Raw genomic sequence first — 14980 nt, 5'->3', positions numbered from 1 at the left:
TTCTCGGCTGGTGAGAGAGAGTCTATCTTTCTCTAAAAAAATGGAGAATCACCTTGGGGAACCCTTTGGTATTTTATCCATGACTACAATGCACAGCAAAGCAAAGGATTAAGCCGCCATCACTACTACCGAATCACCACCAAACTGGTTTCTCGCAAGGCTTTCAAAATAGCTTGACATAAAACCTGATTTAGGGGTTACAAAGGTGAGATGCTCCCGGTTTTAACCTTGTACAGGTTAGAGGGTTATGATTCTTTAACAAAGAGAATTGACCACAATCAGCACAGCATCTCCCAATTATTGTCTTTAGGTCGCTAAAATTTCGTTTATCGCCGTATTTCTCCTTTTTTCTTGAGAATGAAATAGCCCTACCCTTATTAAGGGGGGATAAAATTATGGGTGTATATCGTTAGCAAAGAGACAAACAAAGAGAGGCTATAGACTAATAAAAAATATGTCCCTTTTTGACAGAAAATATCTGGGAAGATTGCAACCAGCGAGACTCAAAAGAACTGAGATGAGTGGTGGTAATTAAGGTTTGAAAACGGTCTTCGATCGCATCTAATAATTGATTTTGTCGTTCGATATCTAATTCCGCTAAAACATCATCGAGGAGTAGTAGGGGAGGTTCCCCGATAATCTGCTCTAGTAACTGTAATTCCGCTAATTTCAAGGCTAAAACTAAGGTTCTTTGTTGTCCTTGGGAACCGTAGGATTTAGCGGGGTTTTGGTTAATTAAAAAATCCACTTCATCCCGGTGGGGACCGACTACCGATGTCCCTAGCTGTTTCTCGGCCAAACGACGGGTTTCAATTTTATCTAAAAAAGCTGTTTGTACCCCATTGACATCATCTTCTACCCAAGGCACATTGGGAATATATTGTAATTCTAGATATTCAGTTTTTCCGCTAATACTTTCGTGCCATTTTTGAGCTAAAGGAATTAATCTTTGCAGGACTCGCGCCCTTCTTCTCGTAACTCTTGAACCAGTTTCTGCTAATTGTAAATCCCAGAGTTTTAGTTGGGATAAATCCGCATAAACTTTTCCCTCTAATTCCTGTTTACGAATCTCTTTTAAAAGAGCGTTCCTTTGTCGTAAAACCTGGTTATATTGCTGTAAAATATGAACGTATAGGGGTTCTAATTGAATTAATAAAGTATCTAACCAATCTCGGCGAGCTTCCGGACCACCGCGCACTAAATCCAGATCGAGACTAGAAAATTGTACCGCATTAATCACGCCCAAAAAATCGAGATGACGGCGCAGGGGTTGACGGTCACGGATCACGGTGCGACGACCGGAAGAACGGAGAATTAAACTTAATTCTGATGCTCCATAAAGACGATTAACCCTAGCAAAAATTCTCGCCTCCGAGTCCGATTCTAGCACTAAATCCCGATCCTTGCTGACTCGATGGCTCTTGAGAGTGGCCAAAAGTTCGATCGCTTCTAGTAAATTGGATTTTCCCTGAGCATTATTGCCCAATAATATTGTTTTTTTGGACTCGAATTTTAGCAACTGTTCGGCATAATTTCTAAAACTGTGAAGGTGCAGGTGTTCGAGATACATTGCAAGTTGGGGGTTAAGTATTGGGGGTGGGAGAGTGGGGAGAAAACAACTGATCAGTGATCACTGATAACTGATAACTGATCACTGATAATGGCAGCGGCTGAGGGTTAAGTGAATTTGCTATAATTCTCCTTGACAATCAATATTTTATAGTAGCTTTTACCTTGAAGATTCCCTTTTTGCCTTTAAAACAGACTGAAAGTCTATCTAAACTCGCTTTGATTGCTATACTCGCTTTTGATGCTTCTGTGTCTCTCGCAGGACAATTTCCCGATGGCAGAGTATTTTTTGAGAGTTCTCCCACTCTGGTTAATTTCTTCGCTACTTTCCAATCCGTGCGTGCTTGGGGTGCAAAATACTATCTTACCATCGCTCTGCCGCCGTCTCTCGGGGCGCCCTTGGGCAAAGTAACTATACAACAGCAGCCTAATATTCAAACTATTGCTTTTCTTGTTGATCAAACTTTTGCTTTTCTTGGCGATCGCAATCAGCGAGGCGAAAAATTAACCCTAAAATCCACTACTTTTGACCCCAATACTCAGACGATTACGGTCATTTTTGATCCTCCTGTCCCCCCCGGTAATACCGTTTCCATCGGTCTGAAACCAGTACGAAATCCCGATTATGGTGGTGTCTATCAGTTTGGAATTACTGCTTATCCCCCCGGAGACAATTCTCCCGGATTAGCTCTAGGAGTCGGACGTTTAACAATTTACGATGCTGGCGATCGTTGGTAGGCCGTTCTGCGTCTAAAAACAGTAATCAGTGAGCAGTAAAAAGACAGTAGGAAACCTCAGTTCCCTGACTTCGTTGTTCATTTGAGTTCAGGGATTAAGCGTTTGCTTGACCCAAATTCGGAATTGTTTTAATGCCATGGCACTACCGATTTTTTGACTATTTTGTAGCGTTCCTGGAATTTTTTCTATTAGATTAAATTGAGGAAATAGTCGGCTTTGGCAAGATTCAACGTATTCTGATCCTTGCAAAACATTGATTTCCAGTCTCTCTCCATTATATCGCCACAATTCAGGAACACCCAATCGCTCATAATTATTAAATCGGGTTCGCTTAGTAATATCAATCTCAATTGCTAAATCGGGAGGGGGATCAATCGCCAAATCAAGGCGCGTTTTTCCCCGAATAGCATGACAATTTTCGATATAAAAAGACTCATCTGGTTCTATTCCTTGATCCATTTGCTGATTTTTAAAGGTTGTCGATCCAGCGGGTTCATAGTCTAACTCTAATTCATCTAGGAGAACTTTAACCAAATCCCCGATTAAAACTTTGGTGTTTTCATGAATAAAAAGAGGAGTCATTGCTTCTAAAGTTCCCTGACTATAAGATAGACGAATTGACCGTCGATCTCCCAATTCGTCAAGAATTGTTTCATAATCTTGCCAAGTGAGTGAAGTTAACAACAGGCGATCGCCTGGGGTAACAGTTAGTTGTTTTAATGCTAATAACATCAGAATTTGTCGCCTAAGTTCTTATGATTGGGCGGTTTAGTCAGTATTTAACTTTTTTCTACCTTAGACTATATATAGCAGTTTTCATCAGAATGAGGCATGGGCAAGGGGCTTAAACTCTTGGTTGGCAAAACTTGTCGATACCTCAGTAACCTGAAAAGCTCTATATGCAAACTGAAAACTCAAATCTGATCACTGATCAAGGAGAACTTCCCACCCGTCTGAATTTTAGAAAAATTTAACTTTATTCAATCCATGAACATCTGTTCAGATGTTATACTAAAGTCAGTAAAGAAGTTCCGAGGTAGTAACCATGATCGCTGTCACCACCATGAAATGTGCTTGTGAATCCTGTACGTGTCAAGTATCGATCGCCGATGCCATCAAAGAAAACGATAAATACTACTGTTCCCAAGCTTGTGCCGATGGTCACGTTAAAGGGAAAGGCTGTGGACACCAGAGTTGTATTTGCGGTTAAATTTAGTTATTGGGGAGAAGGGGACAAGTATCGGCATGGAAGATTCGATCGATACCTCCCTTTCTCAACTTTCCCTTAATAACCGATCAGGAAAAAATATGGCCCTAGAGAAAATAGCACCGGTTTGTGGGGAATCCCATCACCAAGAGGCGAAATTCCAGCACTTGCAGGGATTAGAAATCGAAAAAGCCCAAAAAATGGCCGAATTTTTCAGCCTTTTGGGGGATGCCAACCGCCTAAGAATTCTATCGCTTTTAGCCAAACGAGAATTATGTGTTTGTGACTTAGCCGACGACTTAGGGATGAGTGAATCGGCCGTATCGCACCAGTTAAGAACCCTAAGAGCCTTAAGATTAGTTAAATACCAAAAACAGGGACGGAGAGTCTTTTATCGTCTTGCCGATCATCATGTTCTTGACCTTTATTACGCGGTCTCGGAACATTTAGAAGAGCCAGCGGACGAGGATTAAAACAGTCCCAAAGCGGGTAAAACAAACTGTAGGAGCAGAGAACCAATCCCCTGCACCATTTGGTCTAATTGAGCGTTGCCACCACCTTGTTCTCGCGGTTTTAGGGCGATTTCCATGCCTTTAATAAAATTCTCTGCCGCTTCGTAACCGGGGGTATTGCCTTGTCGTTCAAAGAGAGTCGAAGCCATTTGAGCGTCCTGGGCCGCTAGAGCATTTTGTCCCAGACGATAGTGAGCCATGGCCCGGGCCAGATAAGCTGGAGCATATTCCGAGTTAATTGTCAAGGCTTTATTAAAATTTTCTATAGCGGCGCTGGTGCGTCCCTGTTTTCCTTCCACCATCCCTAGACCGTAGAATAGTTCAGGAGTACCTGCACTACTGGGAATTCCCACCGCACCCTGCACGTATGCAGTGTCTAGTTTGGTGTTGTCAAGGTTAGCATTATTGAGATAAGCGCCTCTTAAATCCGCACCCGTCAAGATTGCCCCGCTTAAGTTCGCTCCAGTCAGATTAGCACCAAAGAAAGAAGCACCAGTTAAATTAGCACCACTCAGATCCGCTCCACTTAAATTAGCTTGACTAAGATTAGCACCGACGAGATTGGCCCCATTTAATTTTGCCCCGACTAGATTCGATTGCACTAACCCCGAACCGCTCAGATCGCATTGGGGACATTTTCGGGTGGATAATAATTGCTGTAGGTGGTTTAAATCTTCCCCATAACCAACTAGGGAGAAGTTCAGGGGAAGACTGAGGAGGAGGGTGAGGGCGATCGATTTGTACATAGTTTAAAAATAAATCTATTTATTATTACTGATAATAACCATGCGATCGGGGCTAATCGCTGAACTAGATTCTGCTTGAGAAATCAGCCCTTGTCCACTAAAATAGGAGATTAGAGGCTCTTAAGGTCAGAAGAAGCGACAAAATCGAGATTTGTTACCTTTTCAACAGCAGGTTTTTTAGAGGAATTTCCCTATTTTATAATGACTACTCTACACGGTAATTGGCTGATTGGTTCGCAGGATAGTGTTTTTTTTCTTTGGGGTGAACAGTGGCAAGGGAAGGAATTAAGTGAAACAAAGGAAAATCATCCTTTTTGTCTAGAATCTGGGGCATTAGCCCAATTTATCCAGAAATTTTCTCCTCAGCTTGACTGCTATTCTCCAGAATCAATCAAGCTCAGTTTGCCTAGTTATTCCCCCCCAAGGAAAAAATATTTTTTACCGCTGCTGTCGGGGCAAATTCTCGAACCCACAGCTAAATCCTTGTCTTGGCAACCATGGCAGGTATCGGGATTAACTTTTTCTGCGGGGATGATAATACAGTTATGGGAGAAATTACCCCTAGCTAAGGCCGAATTTATCGGCAATGATCTACGATTTTGGCTGTATTTGCACCGTTGGAGTTTAGATTTATTAGCAAGAGGGAAATTTTTAGCGGGAATAAATCAGGGTGAAAGTTGCTGGTATCCCCTGCTAGATAGTACCATCGATCGCACTCGTTTAGCTAAGTTTATCCAAACCATCCCCCCGGTTTGTCTTGCCTATCAAGAAAATAGCGAACCACAAACAATTATTCTCGATTGCTTAAAAAATATTGTCGATGCTCGTTTGCGACAAAAAATAGATAGTAGTGTTAATATTTCCCCCTCATTGATGGTGAAAACTTGGCTACAATCTTTAAGCGGTGATCATCATGACATTGCTTTAGAAGCCAAGAATTTACAGCGTCTAGAAAATGCTTATAATAACTGGGTGTTTCCTATCCAAGAAAGTTTAGTTAATGGCAATAATCGCCAATTAATCGAGAATCAATACCGTGTCTGTTTATCTTTACAACCTCCCAGATTAGGGACAGCGTGGAAACTAACCTATTATTTACAAGCGTTAGATGATCCCGAATTTCTCATTAGTGCCAAGTTGATTTGGTTAGAGGGGAAAGAAAGTTATCATAGTTATCAAAGAGTTGTCAATAATCCCCAGGAAATTCTCTTAAAAGGATTAGGATTAGCATCGCGATTGTACGAACCGATTAGAATTAGTTTAGAGCAAAGACACCCGGAGGAATGTTCTCTTGATTCGATCGAAGTTTATCAGTTTATTCGCTCGATCGCTTGGCAATTGCAAGATCAGGGATTAGGGGTAATTTTACCAACGGGGTTAACTGCTGGTAGTAATGAACAAAGATTAGGAATTAAGATTGCTGCCAGTGTAACTCCCAAAAAAGGAGAAAGATTAAGTTTAACCAGTTTATTAAACTTTCAGCTTAAATTAGTGGTAGGGGAACAGGAAATATCGAAAAAAGATTTTGATAAGTTATTAGAGAAAAAATCGCCAGTGGTGGAAGTGGGGGGCAAATGGTTAATCCTACAACCTACGGATGTTAAAGCAGCTCAGGCAATTTTAAATAATACCATTACTCCCCTTAATCTCTCGGTGGAGGATGCTCTGCGCTTGAGTTCAGGAGATAATAATCTAATTGCTAAACTGCCGGTAGTTAATTTTCAAGCGGAGGGAGCATTAAAGGAATTAATTGATAATTTAAATAACAATCAAGGGATTCAATTAATCAAACCCCCGCGGGAATTTCGGGGGGAATTACGTCCCTATCAAATCAAGGGAGTTAGTTGGTTAGCTTTCCTAGAAAAGTGGGGTTTAGGTGCTTGTTTAGCCGATGATATGGGGTTAGGAAAAACCCCGCAATTAATCGCTTTTTTACTAGCATTAAAAGAAGAGGATATGTTAGTTAATCCCGTGTTAGTGGTGGCTCCCACTTCTGTGGTTAATAACTGGGAACATGAGTTAAGAAAATTTGCTCCCACCCTGGCTGTTTTTGTGCATCATGGCGAAAAAAGATTAAAAGGTCAAGCTTTTGCTCAAGAGGTAAAAAATAAATCGGTTGTTATTACCAGTTATCCTTTAATCTATCGCGATCTGTCCACTTTGGAAGCAGTACAATGGCAAGGTTTAGTTTTAGATGAAGCTCAAAATATTAAAAATTCTACGGCTAAACAATCCCAAGCAGTGCGAAAAATACCCGCAGGATTTCGGATTGCCTTAACGGGAACTCCCGTAGAAAATCGCCTGACAGAATTGTGGTCAATTTTGGATTTTCTCAATCCCAATTTTTTAGGAACTCAAGCCTTTTTTCAGCGTCGTTTTGCCCTTCCCATTGAAAAATACGGCGATCAAGAATCCCTGCATAATTTACGTTCCCTTGTCCGTCCTTTTATTTTACGGAGATTAAAAACCGATAAAACTATTATCGAAGATTTACCAGAAAAACAGGAAATGAATATTTTTTGTGGTTTATCGAAAGAACAGGGACAACTTTATCAACAATTAGTCGAGAAAACCCTCCAGAAAATTGAAGAAACTCAAGGAATTCAGAAACATGGATTAATTTTAACCTTGCTAATGCAACTAAAACAAATTTGTAATCATCCCGGCCATTTTTTGAAAGAAAATAGTTTAGAAACCAGTCAAAGATCGGGAAAATTATTACGCTTAGAAGCCATGGTAGAGGAAGTGATAGCAGAAGGCGATCGAGCTTTAATTTTTACACAATTTGCCGAGTGGGGAAAACTCCTACAAACCCATCTCCAGAAAAAATTAGCCGAGGAAATATTATTTCTCTCCGGTTCTACCAAAACAAAAGATCGGGTAGAAATGATCGAGCGCTTTCAAAATGATCCCCAAGGACCAAAGATTTTTATTCTCTCCCTGAAAGCGGGGGGAACAGGATTAAATTTAACCCGCGCTAATCACGTTTTTCATATCGATCGTTGGTGGAATCCGGCCGTAGAAAATCAGGCCACTGATCGCGCTTTCCGCATCGGACAAAAACGTAATGTTCAGGTACATAAATTCATCTGTACGGGAACCCTAGAGGAACGCATTAATGAGATGATCGAAAGCAAGAAACAATTAGCGGAACAAACCGTAGATGCTGGGGAAAATTGGTTAACCGAATTAGATACCGATCGCCTACGAGATTTATTATTATTAGATCGATCGGCAATTATTGATGAAGAAGAAATTGATTAGAAGCGAACCACCTGATAAACCGTGGAACCATTCTCAAACAGAGGCCGATAGTAAATACCGCTGCAATTGTAATAAAGCGTATTGTCAGCCGTAATTGTGGTGCAGCCGTCTGGGATATAGGTGACAATTGCGCCGATTGGCGGGGCCACCACCGTGTAGGAACTGCCGCTAGGTTGAAGATAGATGCCGTCCGAGTAAATGTAGGAAGTAGAACCCACATAGACGGTATTGTAGTAGGGGGGGAGAGTAGCGATCGCTGAACCGATGACTAGGCCAGTGGTTAACCCTACCCAACCCCAACCCGGGGGGACGTAATAACCGCCACCGTACCAACCGCCACCACGCCAGTAACCGTTGCGATTATCGTCAATAAAGTTCTGACGGTTCTGTTGGCGATCGCTAACCTGCTGCTGCCGTTCCCCCTGTCTTTCGGTGCGTTCCCCTTGACGGGTATCGGTTCTTTCGGTGCGTTCGTTCTGCCGTTCCCCCTGTCTTTCGCTACGTTCCCCTTGACGGTTTTGTTGACTGGTTTGCCGTTCCCCCTGTCTTTCCGTGCGTTCCCCTTGACGAGTTTGTTGATTAGTTTGTCTTTCCCCCTGTCTTTCCGTGCGTTCCCCTTGGCGGTTTTGTTGACTGGTTTGCCGTTCCCCCTGTCTTCCAGAAAAATCTCTAGAGGTTTGGGAACGATTACTAAAATTCCCTCGGTTTTGCAGATTACTACTGCGGTTAACCCGTGGGGAAGCTCCACCACCGCCACCGCTACGACCACCGCCACCGCCACCGCGAGCGTCCACATAATCCGTGATCAGTAAACTTGTACCCAAAAGGAGGGCGGCAAGAACACATAAGTTTTGACATAAAGATCTTTTCATGGCCCGGACTCCTTGATTTTTTTATTCGCCTTGGCTGCTTATCTTCCCAGATTATTTTCTGCAAGCGTTCGACGGTTTCTGGTGCAAAAAAAACGCTCTCCTGTTTCTACACGAACTCTGGCGGGAACATTTTCTATGATAAATCTGGGTTGGGTTCATAATTAATATCGCTCTTCTGGGACTTTTGAGAATGTCCCTGTCAGAACAGAATCGGCTTAATTCTTCTGAGAACATCCTGGAGCAACCGTTCTGGACACTTGCCGATAAAGCTCGCTTTTCTCCCTCGGAAGTCCAACGATCGCAGCTGATCTACCATGATAACTCCTGTCACTGCCTCTCCATCTGGAATCTTGACGTAGAAAGGGTTCTGGCGTTGCGTATTGCTCACCGGACAGACAAAGGCAAAACCAATCTTGCGATTAAAATCAATATGGCTTACCACCAGTGCTGGACGATTACCCATTTGCTCATGCCCAATTTGTGGGTCGAAGCTCAACCGCAGGAAATCTCCACGTTCTGGAATGTATGTCACCAAATCTCCTCTCCCATTGGCCGTCCCCAATCCACTTCCGGCTCCGGTGATTCAACAACCTCAGCCAGTAGTTCTTCTAGGCTTAACTCAGGCAAGGCTTGAATTAGCTCAATTACTAGCTTTCCGTTTTCCACAGAACATTCAACAACGTCATTGGGATTGAGGTTTAGTGCTTCCACCGCGTACTTGGGAATCCGAATCGCTAAAGAATTACCCCAGCGTCGAATCTGCGACTTCATGATCCCACCTCGAATTCGTTAGATATTCAAAGTATATCAAAACGCTGATTTAGGGGAATACCGACAAGCGATCGCATTTTATGAACGGGGTTTACTGCTGGGATTGATTATCCCTAGGGGGTAGAAGTTCGATAGGGATCGACTCTGATCCCGGTTGGAAAGTGAAAGTATCGGCGGGTGTACTGGGATTAAAATTCCAATCGGATAATATTGCCGTGTACTGGGGTGAACCGGGTAGAGTTTTATAGGTGATAATCGCTTTCCTCATTAGGGGGGTGGCATCCTGCGTGACCCAGATTTGATAGTCGCGATCGCTGCCGATCAGCAGCAGGTGATACATCGGTTCGCGGTTGACCATGTCGTTGCCGATAAAAATAATTTGCTTGACATCGGCCATTAGATCTGCACAGGGATCGTTCGCTGCCAGATTTGACATGGGAATGCTGATCCCGTACTTTTGCTCTACTTGGTCCAAGACTTCATCCAGAGTATTCGGTGCTGGTTTCGTGACGTATAGATCCCGTTCCAGATCCGCAAGGGTGAAGGTTTTACCATCGTAAAAAAAGCGGGTAACTCGTTCATCCCCAGTGTAGTCCGAGCGCAGGCGATTGGGTTTCTCTACCCAGATGTTTTGATAGGCACTGTACTGAACTTTCGCCCCAGAGTCGAGTACATCGTCATAGGTGACATCCATATTGACGGTGAACGCTCGCTGTTTGGTTAAATTAGCACAGAGTTGCTCGATCACTTGTTCCGCCGTTTTTGGGCGGATTTCCTGGGCCAGAGTGGGGATTTCCGCCAAGACTGCCGCAGCAGTGACCCAAGGCAAAAGCAAAGAAAGAATCGGGATAAAGCGACGCATAATCATCTAATATTCCCCCAGGGCGATGGATTGTTTTGGTTAACGACCATTGTGTAAACTGACTAAACGAGCGATAAAAACGGCGGGATAGAGAACTCCAGTCATTCCTTCTAAATTGGCTAGAACTCTAGCGATTTTACTGGTAGGAACTATATCACCGTAGCCAACCGTAGCCAGGGTAGTAAAGCTGAAATGAAGTAGATCCGCCTGGTTGACGGTTTTAGCGGCGGAGCTAAAGGAATCGGGTTCAAAAATCTGGACGATATTATAAGCGGATGCCCAGAAAAATCCCAAGAGAAAATAGACACAAATTCCCCCTTTGATGATATCAGATGTGACCTGTTCGGCGAGAATTAATTCTAGTAAAATCGAGTACACACATAAACTAACAAAAGCTAGAGAAATTAATGTACTAGATAGCTCGAACCAACGGTTGAAATCGCTATAAATAGGGATAATCGTGCTGAATGCTCGCAGGAGGAGGGCAATCAAAAACAGACCGATATTATATCTTAAAGCCAATTTACTGCGATCGATCTGATAAACAGCGATGATCAGAGAGAGGGAGAAGAAAAAGAAAATCAGCCAATCTCCCAGGGGTAGATATACTAAAAACGGGTAAATAATGTAGAGCGAGAGCAGATTTGCCAGCAGCCGATTGTATTTATTTTCTGTTGCCCGCATCAATTGACGGAATTTCATAGCAGCGAACCTTTAATTGGCTTAACCATATACCAAGTCTCGTTTTGAGGAATTTTCTCTCTATTCTAACTCTCCTCCTCTGACAGAAGATAAATAAGTTAGATCGTAGCGTTCAGATTTTAGCATAGAGTACAAGTAAACCGTGTTAAGCTGTCGATCTAACAACAAAGCTTAACAGCTGCAATGGAGCGCAGCAGAATTGCCATCCAGTGCAGCACATTAGAATTCTTGCAAATTAATTATATGTTATAGGATTCGGTTAACTAATTTTCCCAAAAAAAATAGTTAATTAATATATTTGTTCTGAATGAAAACCAGAAGTTTAACTTTTAACTCAAAATTCTTTAGATATGCTTGAATTTGGTTGTCAAAACCTCTTTATTTAAGCAGCACAAACTCTCTCAATTTTTATAATTGAGAATAAATTCTCCTGACTAATTACAATTCTCCTTCACTGGATTAATGTTTGGCAACTTTTAATAAGCTGCTACACCTATCCCTAACTCATAGTTATAAATAGCTGGTTATAATTAAATTAAAAATGGATTTTAGGTTCGATCCCCCCTGCCCCCCTTGATAAGGGGGGTGCCGATAGGCGGGGGGATCCCCTTTGATAAGGGGGGCATCTGATAATTTTTAACGCCTACCTACTTAAATAGCCGCCAACAGATTAACTTTTAAACTATATCTTCGACGACGATCCTGATATTTACAGGATCGGCTAGATATCAGGAGAGGCAAGAGGCAAAAGGGGGAATAAATAATCAGTTTTTAATAACCGAATTTAGTATTAGTATATATGTATGTGGTAAGTTGAGGAATAAAAAAACTTGAGGAAATTTTTCCTCTGGCGGGATGTTACTAGACTAACCGCCCAAGGGAAAAAATAGGATTCTTTTCGGACATTTTTGGCTTTTACGGTAAACTCAGAGGGGGAATATATCCCCTATCTGGTTTTAATCTGAACTGAGGTTAACCACAGCTAATTCTAATGTTTGCCCTTCCTTTTCTAGCTCCTTTTTGCTAAAACTTAACACCTCATCCAGACAATCAATTACCACCGTATCCCCTTCCATAAAAGCTTGTTCGAGAATTTTTGTGGCTAAAGGATTCTCTAACTCCCGTTGGATAGCACGTTTTAAAGGTCGCGCACCGTAGGTGGGATCGTAACCAACAGTAACAATATGATTTTCTGCGGCCGTAGTTAATTCTAGATTGATTTTTTGTTCTCCTAATAATCTTTCCAGACGCTGTAATTGCAGACGAACAATATAACGCAATTCTTCTTTTTTCAGGGTATGGAAAATAATTAAATCGTCGATACGATTCAAAAATTCGGGACGAAAATGACTCCGCAAAGCTGTTAAAACCCGTTTCCGCATCTCCTCATAATCGGCATCTTCGGAAACATTTAAAATATGGTCACTGCCAATATTACTGGTCATGACGATAATCGTATTCCGAAAATCCACCACTCGCCCCTGAGAGTCGGTAATGCGCCCATCGTCAAGCACTTGTAATAAAATGTTAAAAACATCCCGATGGGCCTTCTCCACTTCATCCAATAAAACCACAGAATAGGGACGACGACGCACCGCTTCCGATAGTTGTCCCCCTTCCTCGTAACCCACATAACCCGGAGGAGCGCCGATTAACCGCGAAACCGCGTGTTTTTCCATGTATTCCGACATATCGATGCGAACCATGGCTTCCTCGGAGTCGAACAGTAACCCGGCCAAGGCCCGCGCTAACTCGGTTTTACCCACTCCTGTGGGTCCCATAAATAGGAATGAACCAATCGGACGGGAGGGATCTTTCATTCCTGCGCGTGCGCGTCGAATCGCCGCTGCTACTGCCGTGACCGCTTCATTTTGTCCGACAACTTTTTTCTGTAAATGAGACTCTAATTCTAATAATTTTTGTCGTTCCGATTCCATTAAACGATTGACGGGAATTCCTGTCCACCGGGCAACTATTTCGGCGATATCAGCATCAGTTACCTGTTGTCTTAACAGGGTAGAACCTGCCGCTTGAATAGTTTCTATTTCTTTTTCTTTTACTTCTAATTCCCCCTGTAAAATCTCTAGTTTGCCATACTTTAATTGGGCCGCTTTATTGAGATCATAAGCTCGTTCCGCCTGTTCCACCTGTAGGCGCAATTGTTCTTCTTCCTCTCGTAATAATTTAATTTCCTCGGCGATATGTTTTTCCGTTTGCCATTGATCAGCGAGAGGCTTTTGTTTATTTTCTAATTCCTCAATTTCTTCGATAATTCTTTCTAAACGCTCTTGAAAAGCTCGATCCTTTTTCTCCTCTTTTTCTAAGGAGAATTTTTCCATCCGTAACTGCATTAAGCGACGATCTATCATTTCCAAATCGGCGGGTTTAGTGGTACTTTCTACCTCTAATTTTGCCGCCGCTTCATCGACTAAATCGATCGCTTTATCCGGTAAAAAACGATCGCTAATATAACGATGGGATAAGGTAGCTGCTGCCACTAGGGCCGAATCGGTAATTGTCACCCCATGATGCACCTCATAACGTTCTTTTAAACCCCGGAGAATCGAGATAGTATCCTCCACGGAAGGTTCCTTAATATAAACCTGTTGAAAACGTCTTTCTAAAGGGGGATCTTTTTCAATATGATTGCGATATTCATCCAAAGTTGTCGCCCCAATACAGCGCAATTCTCCCCGAGCTAACATAGGTTTTAATAGGTTGCCTGCATCCATCGATCCCCCTTCCCTAGAACCCGCACCGACAACGGTATGCAGTTCATCAATAAAGAGAATAATTCGCCCTTCTGATTGGGTAACTTCTTTCATGACTGACCGCAATCTTTCCTCAAATTCGCCTCGATATTTTGCCCCAGCGATTAAACTTCCCATATCGAGGGAAATTAACTGACGATTTTTCAAAGATTCGGGAACATCTCCGTTAATAATCCTTTGGGCCAATCCTTCCGCAATAGCGGTTTTTCCTACTCCCGGTTCACCGATTAAAACCGGGTTATTTTTTGACCGTCGCGAGAGGACTTGTACCACCCGTCGAATTTCTTCATCGCGACCGATAACCGGGTCTAATTTGCCTTCTTTGGCCGCTGCTGTTAAATCCCGGCCATATTTATCTAAAGCTTCGTATTTTTCCTCTTGATTGGGTTCAGTAACCTTTTGAGTACCGCGAATAGCTTTGATAGCTAATTCTAAATCTTGGGGGTCAAGATTGAAAGTGCGTAAACATTTCCGGCCAACCCTTTCATCTTCGGCAAAACCGACGAGAAGATGTTCGACGGAGATAAATTTATCTTGCCAACTTTCCCGGGATGCTTCCGCTCGATCGAGCAGCAGATCAAGACCACGACCTAGGTATAATTGATCGACGATGGCCACTTTCGGCTGTCGGTTGGTGAAGACTTCTAGCTGTTGTTGCAGTCGGGGAATTTCTATATTAGCTTTTTGTAAAATCCGGGTGGCTAGACCGTTATTCTGCTCTAGGAGGGCAATAATAACGTGTTCCACCTCTAAGGTCTGATTTTTAAAGCGTCGCGCAATTTCTTGCGATTTAACGATTGAATCCCAAGCTTGTTCGGTAAATTTATTCGAGTCTGTGGGTTGCATTCTGCACCAATGAGGAAAGCCAGTGTCAGAGGTATAGTATAGCAAGGAGTCTCGATCGATCACAAAGTTCCAGGATCGACAAAGGATCTGACTTGAAAGAGGGTGTGGGGTGTGGGGTGT

The 14980-nt window shown here is 42.7% G+C and carries 13 protein-coding genes; 4 read left to right on the top strand and 9 right to left on the bottom strand.

Going from position 1 to position 14980, the window contains the following annotated elements:
- Window positions 1–442: 442 nt before the first annotated feature.
- Window positions 443–1570: a DNA replication/repair protein RecF gene (gene recF, locus PN470_RS15305; protein WP_002747232.1), complete on the bottom strand. Its 1128-nt coding sequence runs from the start codon at window positions 1568–1570 to the stop codon at window positions 443–445.
- Window positions 1571–1734: 164 nt separating this feature from the next.
- On the opposite strand from recF, the gene PN470_RS15300 reads away from it, so the two are divergent.
- Window positions 1735–2307 carry a DUF2808 domain-containing protein gene (locus tag PN470_RS15300; RefSeq protein ID WP_002738348.1) on the top strand — a complete coding sequence of 191 codons (573 nt, stop codon included), beginning with the start codon at window positions 1735–1737 and terminating at the stop codon, window positions 2305–2307.
- A gap of 87 nt (window positions 2308–2394) precedes the next feature.
- Here PN470_RS15300 and PN470_RS15295 read toward each other — a convergent pair whose 3' ends face one another.
- Window positions 2395–3039 carry a Uma2 family endonuclease gene (locus PN470_RS15295; RefSeq protein WP_271935254.1) on the bottom strand — a complete coding sequence of 215 codons (645 nt, stop codon included), beginning with the start codon at window positions 3037–3039 and terminating at the stop codon, window positions 2395–2397.
- Window positions 3040–3352: 313 nt separating this feature from the next.
- On the opposite strand from PN470_RS15295, the gene PN470_RS15290 reads away from it, so the two are divergent.
- Entirely contained in the window at window positions 3353–3517 is a 165-nt protein-coding gene (locus tag PN470_RS15290) for a metallothionein (RefSeq protein ID WP_002778739.1), read from the top strand.
- A 35-nt stretch (window positions 3518–3552) separates the two neighbouring features.
- Entirely contained in the window at window positions 3553–3987 is a 435-nt protein-coding gene (locus PN470_RS15285; protein ID WP_196219501.1) for an ArsR/SmtB family transcription factor, read from the top strand.
- On the opposite strand, the gene PN470_RS15280 is transcribed toward PN470_RS15285, so the two are convergent.
- Window positions 3984–4772: a pentapeptide repeat-containing protein gene (locus PN470_RS15280; RefSeq protein WP_272104761.1), complete on the bottom strand. Its 789-nt coding sequence runs from the start codon at window positions 4770–4772 to the stop codon at window positions 3984–3986. The two genes, PN470_RS15285 and PN470_RS15280, sit on opposite strands and share 4 nt — an antisense overlap.
- Window positions 4773–4973: 201 nt before the next feature.
- On the opposite strand from PN470_RS15280, the gene PN470_RS15275 reads away from it, so the two are divergent.
- The gene (locus PN470_RS15275) at window positions 4974–8036 is read left to right on the top strand and encodes a DEAD/DEAH box helicase (protein ID WP_272104760.1); all 3063 of its coding nucleotides are present in this window, start codon (window positions 4974–4976) and stop codon (window positions 8034–8036) included.
- Here PN470_RS15275 and PN470_RS15270 read toward each other — a convergent pair.
- The 6 genes from PN470_RS15270 to clpB all read right to left on the bottom strand — a co-directional run bounded on the left by PN470_RS15270 (window position 8033) and on the right by clpB (window position 14860).
- Complete coding sequence (locus tag PN470_RS15270; protein WP_272104759.1) at window positions 8033–8908, bottom strand: DUF6515 family protein; 876 nt, start codon at window positions 8906–8908, stop codon at window positions 8033–8035. The two genes, PN470_RS15275 and PN470_RS15270, sit on opposite strands and share 4 nt — an antisense overlap.
- A 199-nt stretch (window positions 8909–9107) precedes the next feature.
- Window positions 9108–9440: a type II toxin-antitoxin system PemK/MazF family toxin gene (locus PN470_RS15265; RefSeq protein ID WP_002778731.1), complete on the bottom strand. Its 333-nt coding sequence runs from the start codon at window positions 9438–9440 to the stop codon at window positions 9108–9110.
- Window positions 9437–9679, bottom strand: a complete 243-nt coding sequence (locus PN470_RS15260; RefSeq protein WP_002754951.1) for an AbrB/MazE/SpoVT family DNA-binding domain-containing protein — start codon at window positions 9677–9679, stop codon at window positions 9437–9439. The genes PN470_RS15265 and PN470_RS15260 overlap by 4 nt, the downstream gene beginning before the upstream one ends.
- 91 nt (window positions 9680–9770) lie before the next feature.
- The gene (locus tag PN470_RS15255; RefSeq protein WP_123230740.1) at window positions 9771–10547 is read right to left on the bottom strand and encodes a DUF2092 domain-containing protein; all 777 of its coding nucleotides are present in this window, start codon (window positions 10545–10547) and stop codon (window positions 9771–9773) included.
- 33 nt (window positions 10548–10580) lie between these two features.
- Complete coding sequence (locus PN470_RS15250; RefSeq protein WP_016516534.1) at window positions 10581–11243, bottom strand: potassium channel family protein; 663 nt, start codon at window positions 11241–11243, stop codon at window positions 10581–10583.
- 956 nt (window positions 11244–12199) lie between these two features.
- Window positions 12200–14860, bottom strand: a complete 2661-nt coding sequence (clpB, locus tag PN470_RS15245; protein ID WP_272104758.1) for an ATP-dependent chaperone ClpB — start codon at window positions 14858–14860, stop codon at window positions 12200–12202.
- Between the last annotated feature and the right edge of the window lie 120 nt (window positions 14861–14980).

The organism is Microcystis sp. CS-574, assembly GCF_028329095.1.
GTDB classification, from domain to species: domain Bacteria; phylum Cyanobacteriota; class Cyanobacteriia; order Cyanobacteriales; family Microcystaceae; genus Microcystis; species Microcystis ichthyoblabe_A.
The sequence above is the reverse complement of the archived record's forward strand: the minus strand, read 5'-3'. Positions and strand labels throughout refer to the sequence as shown.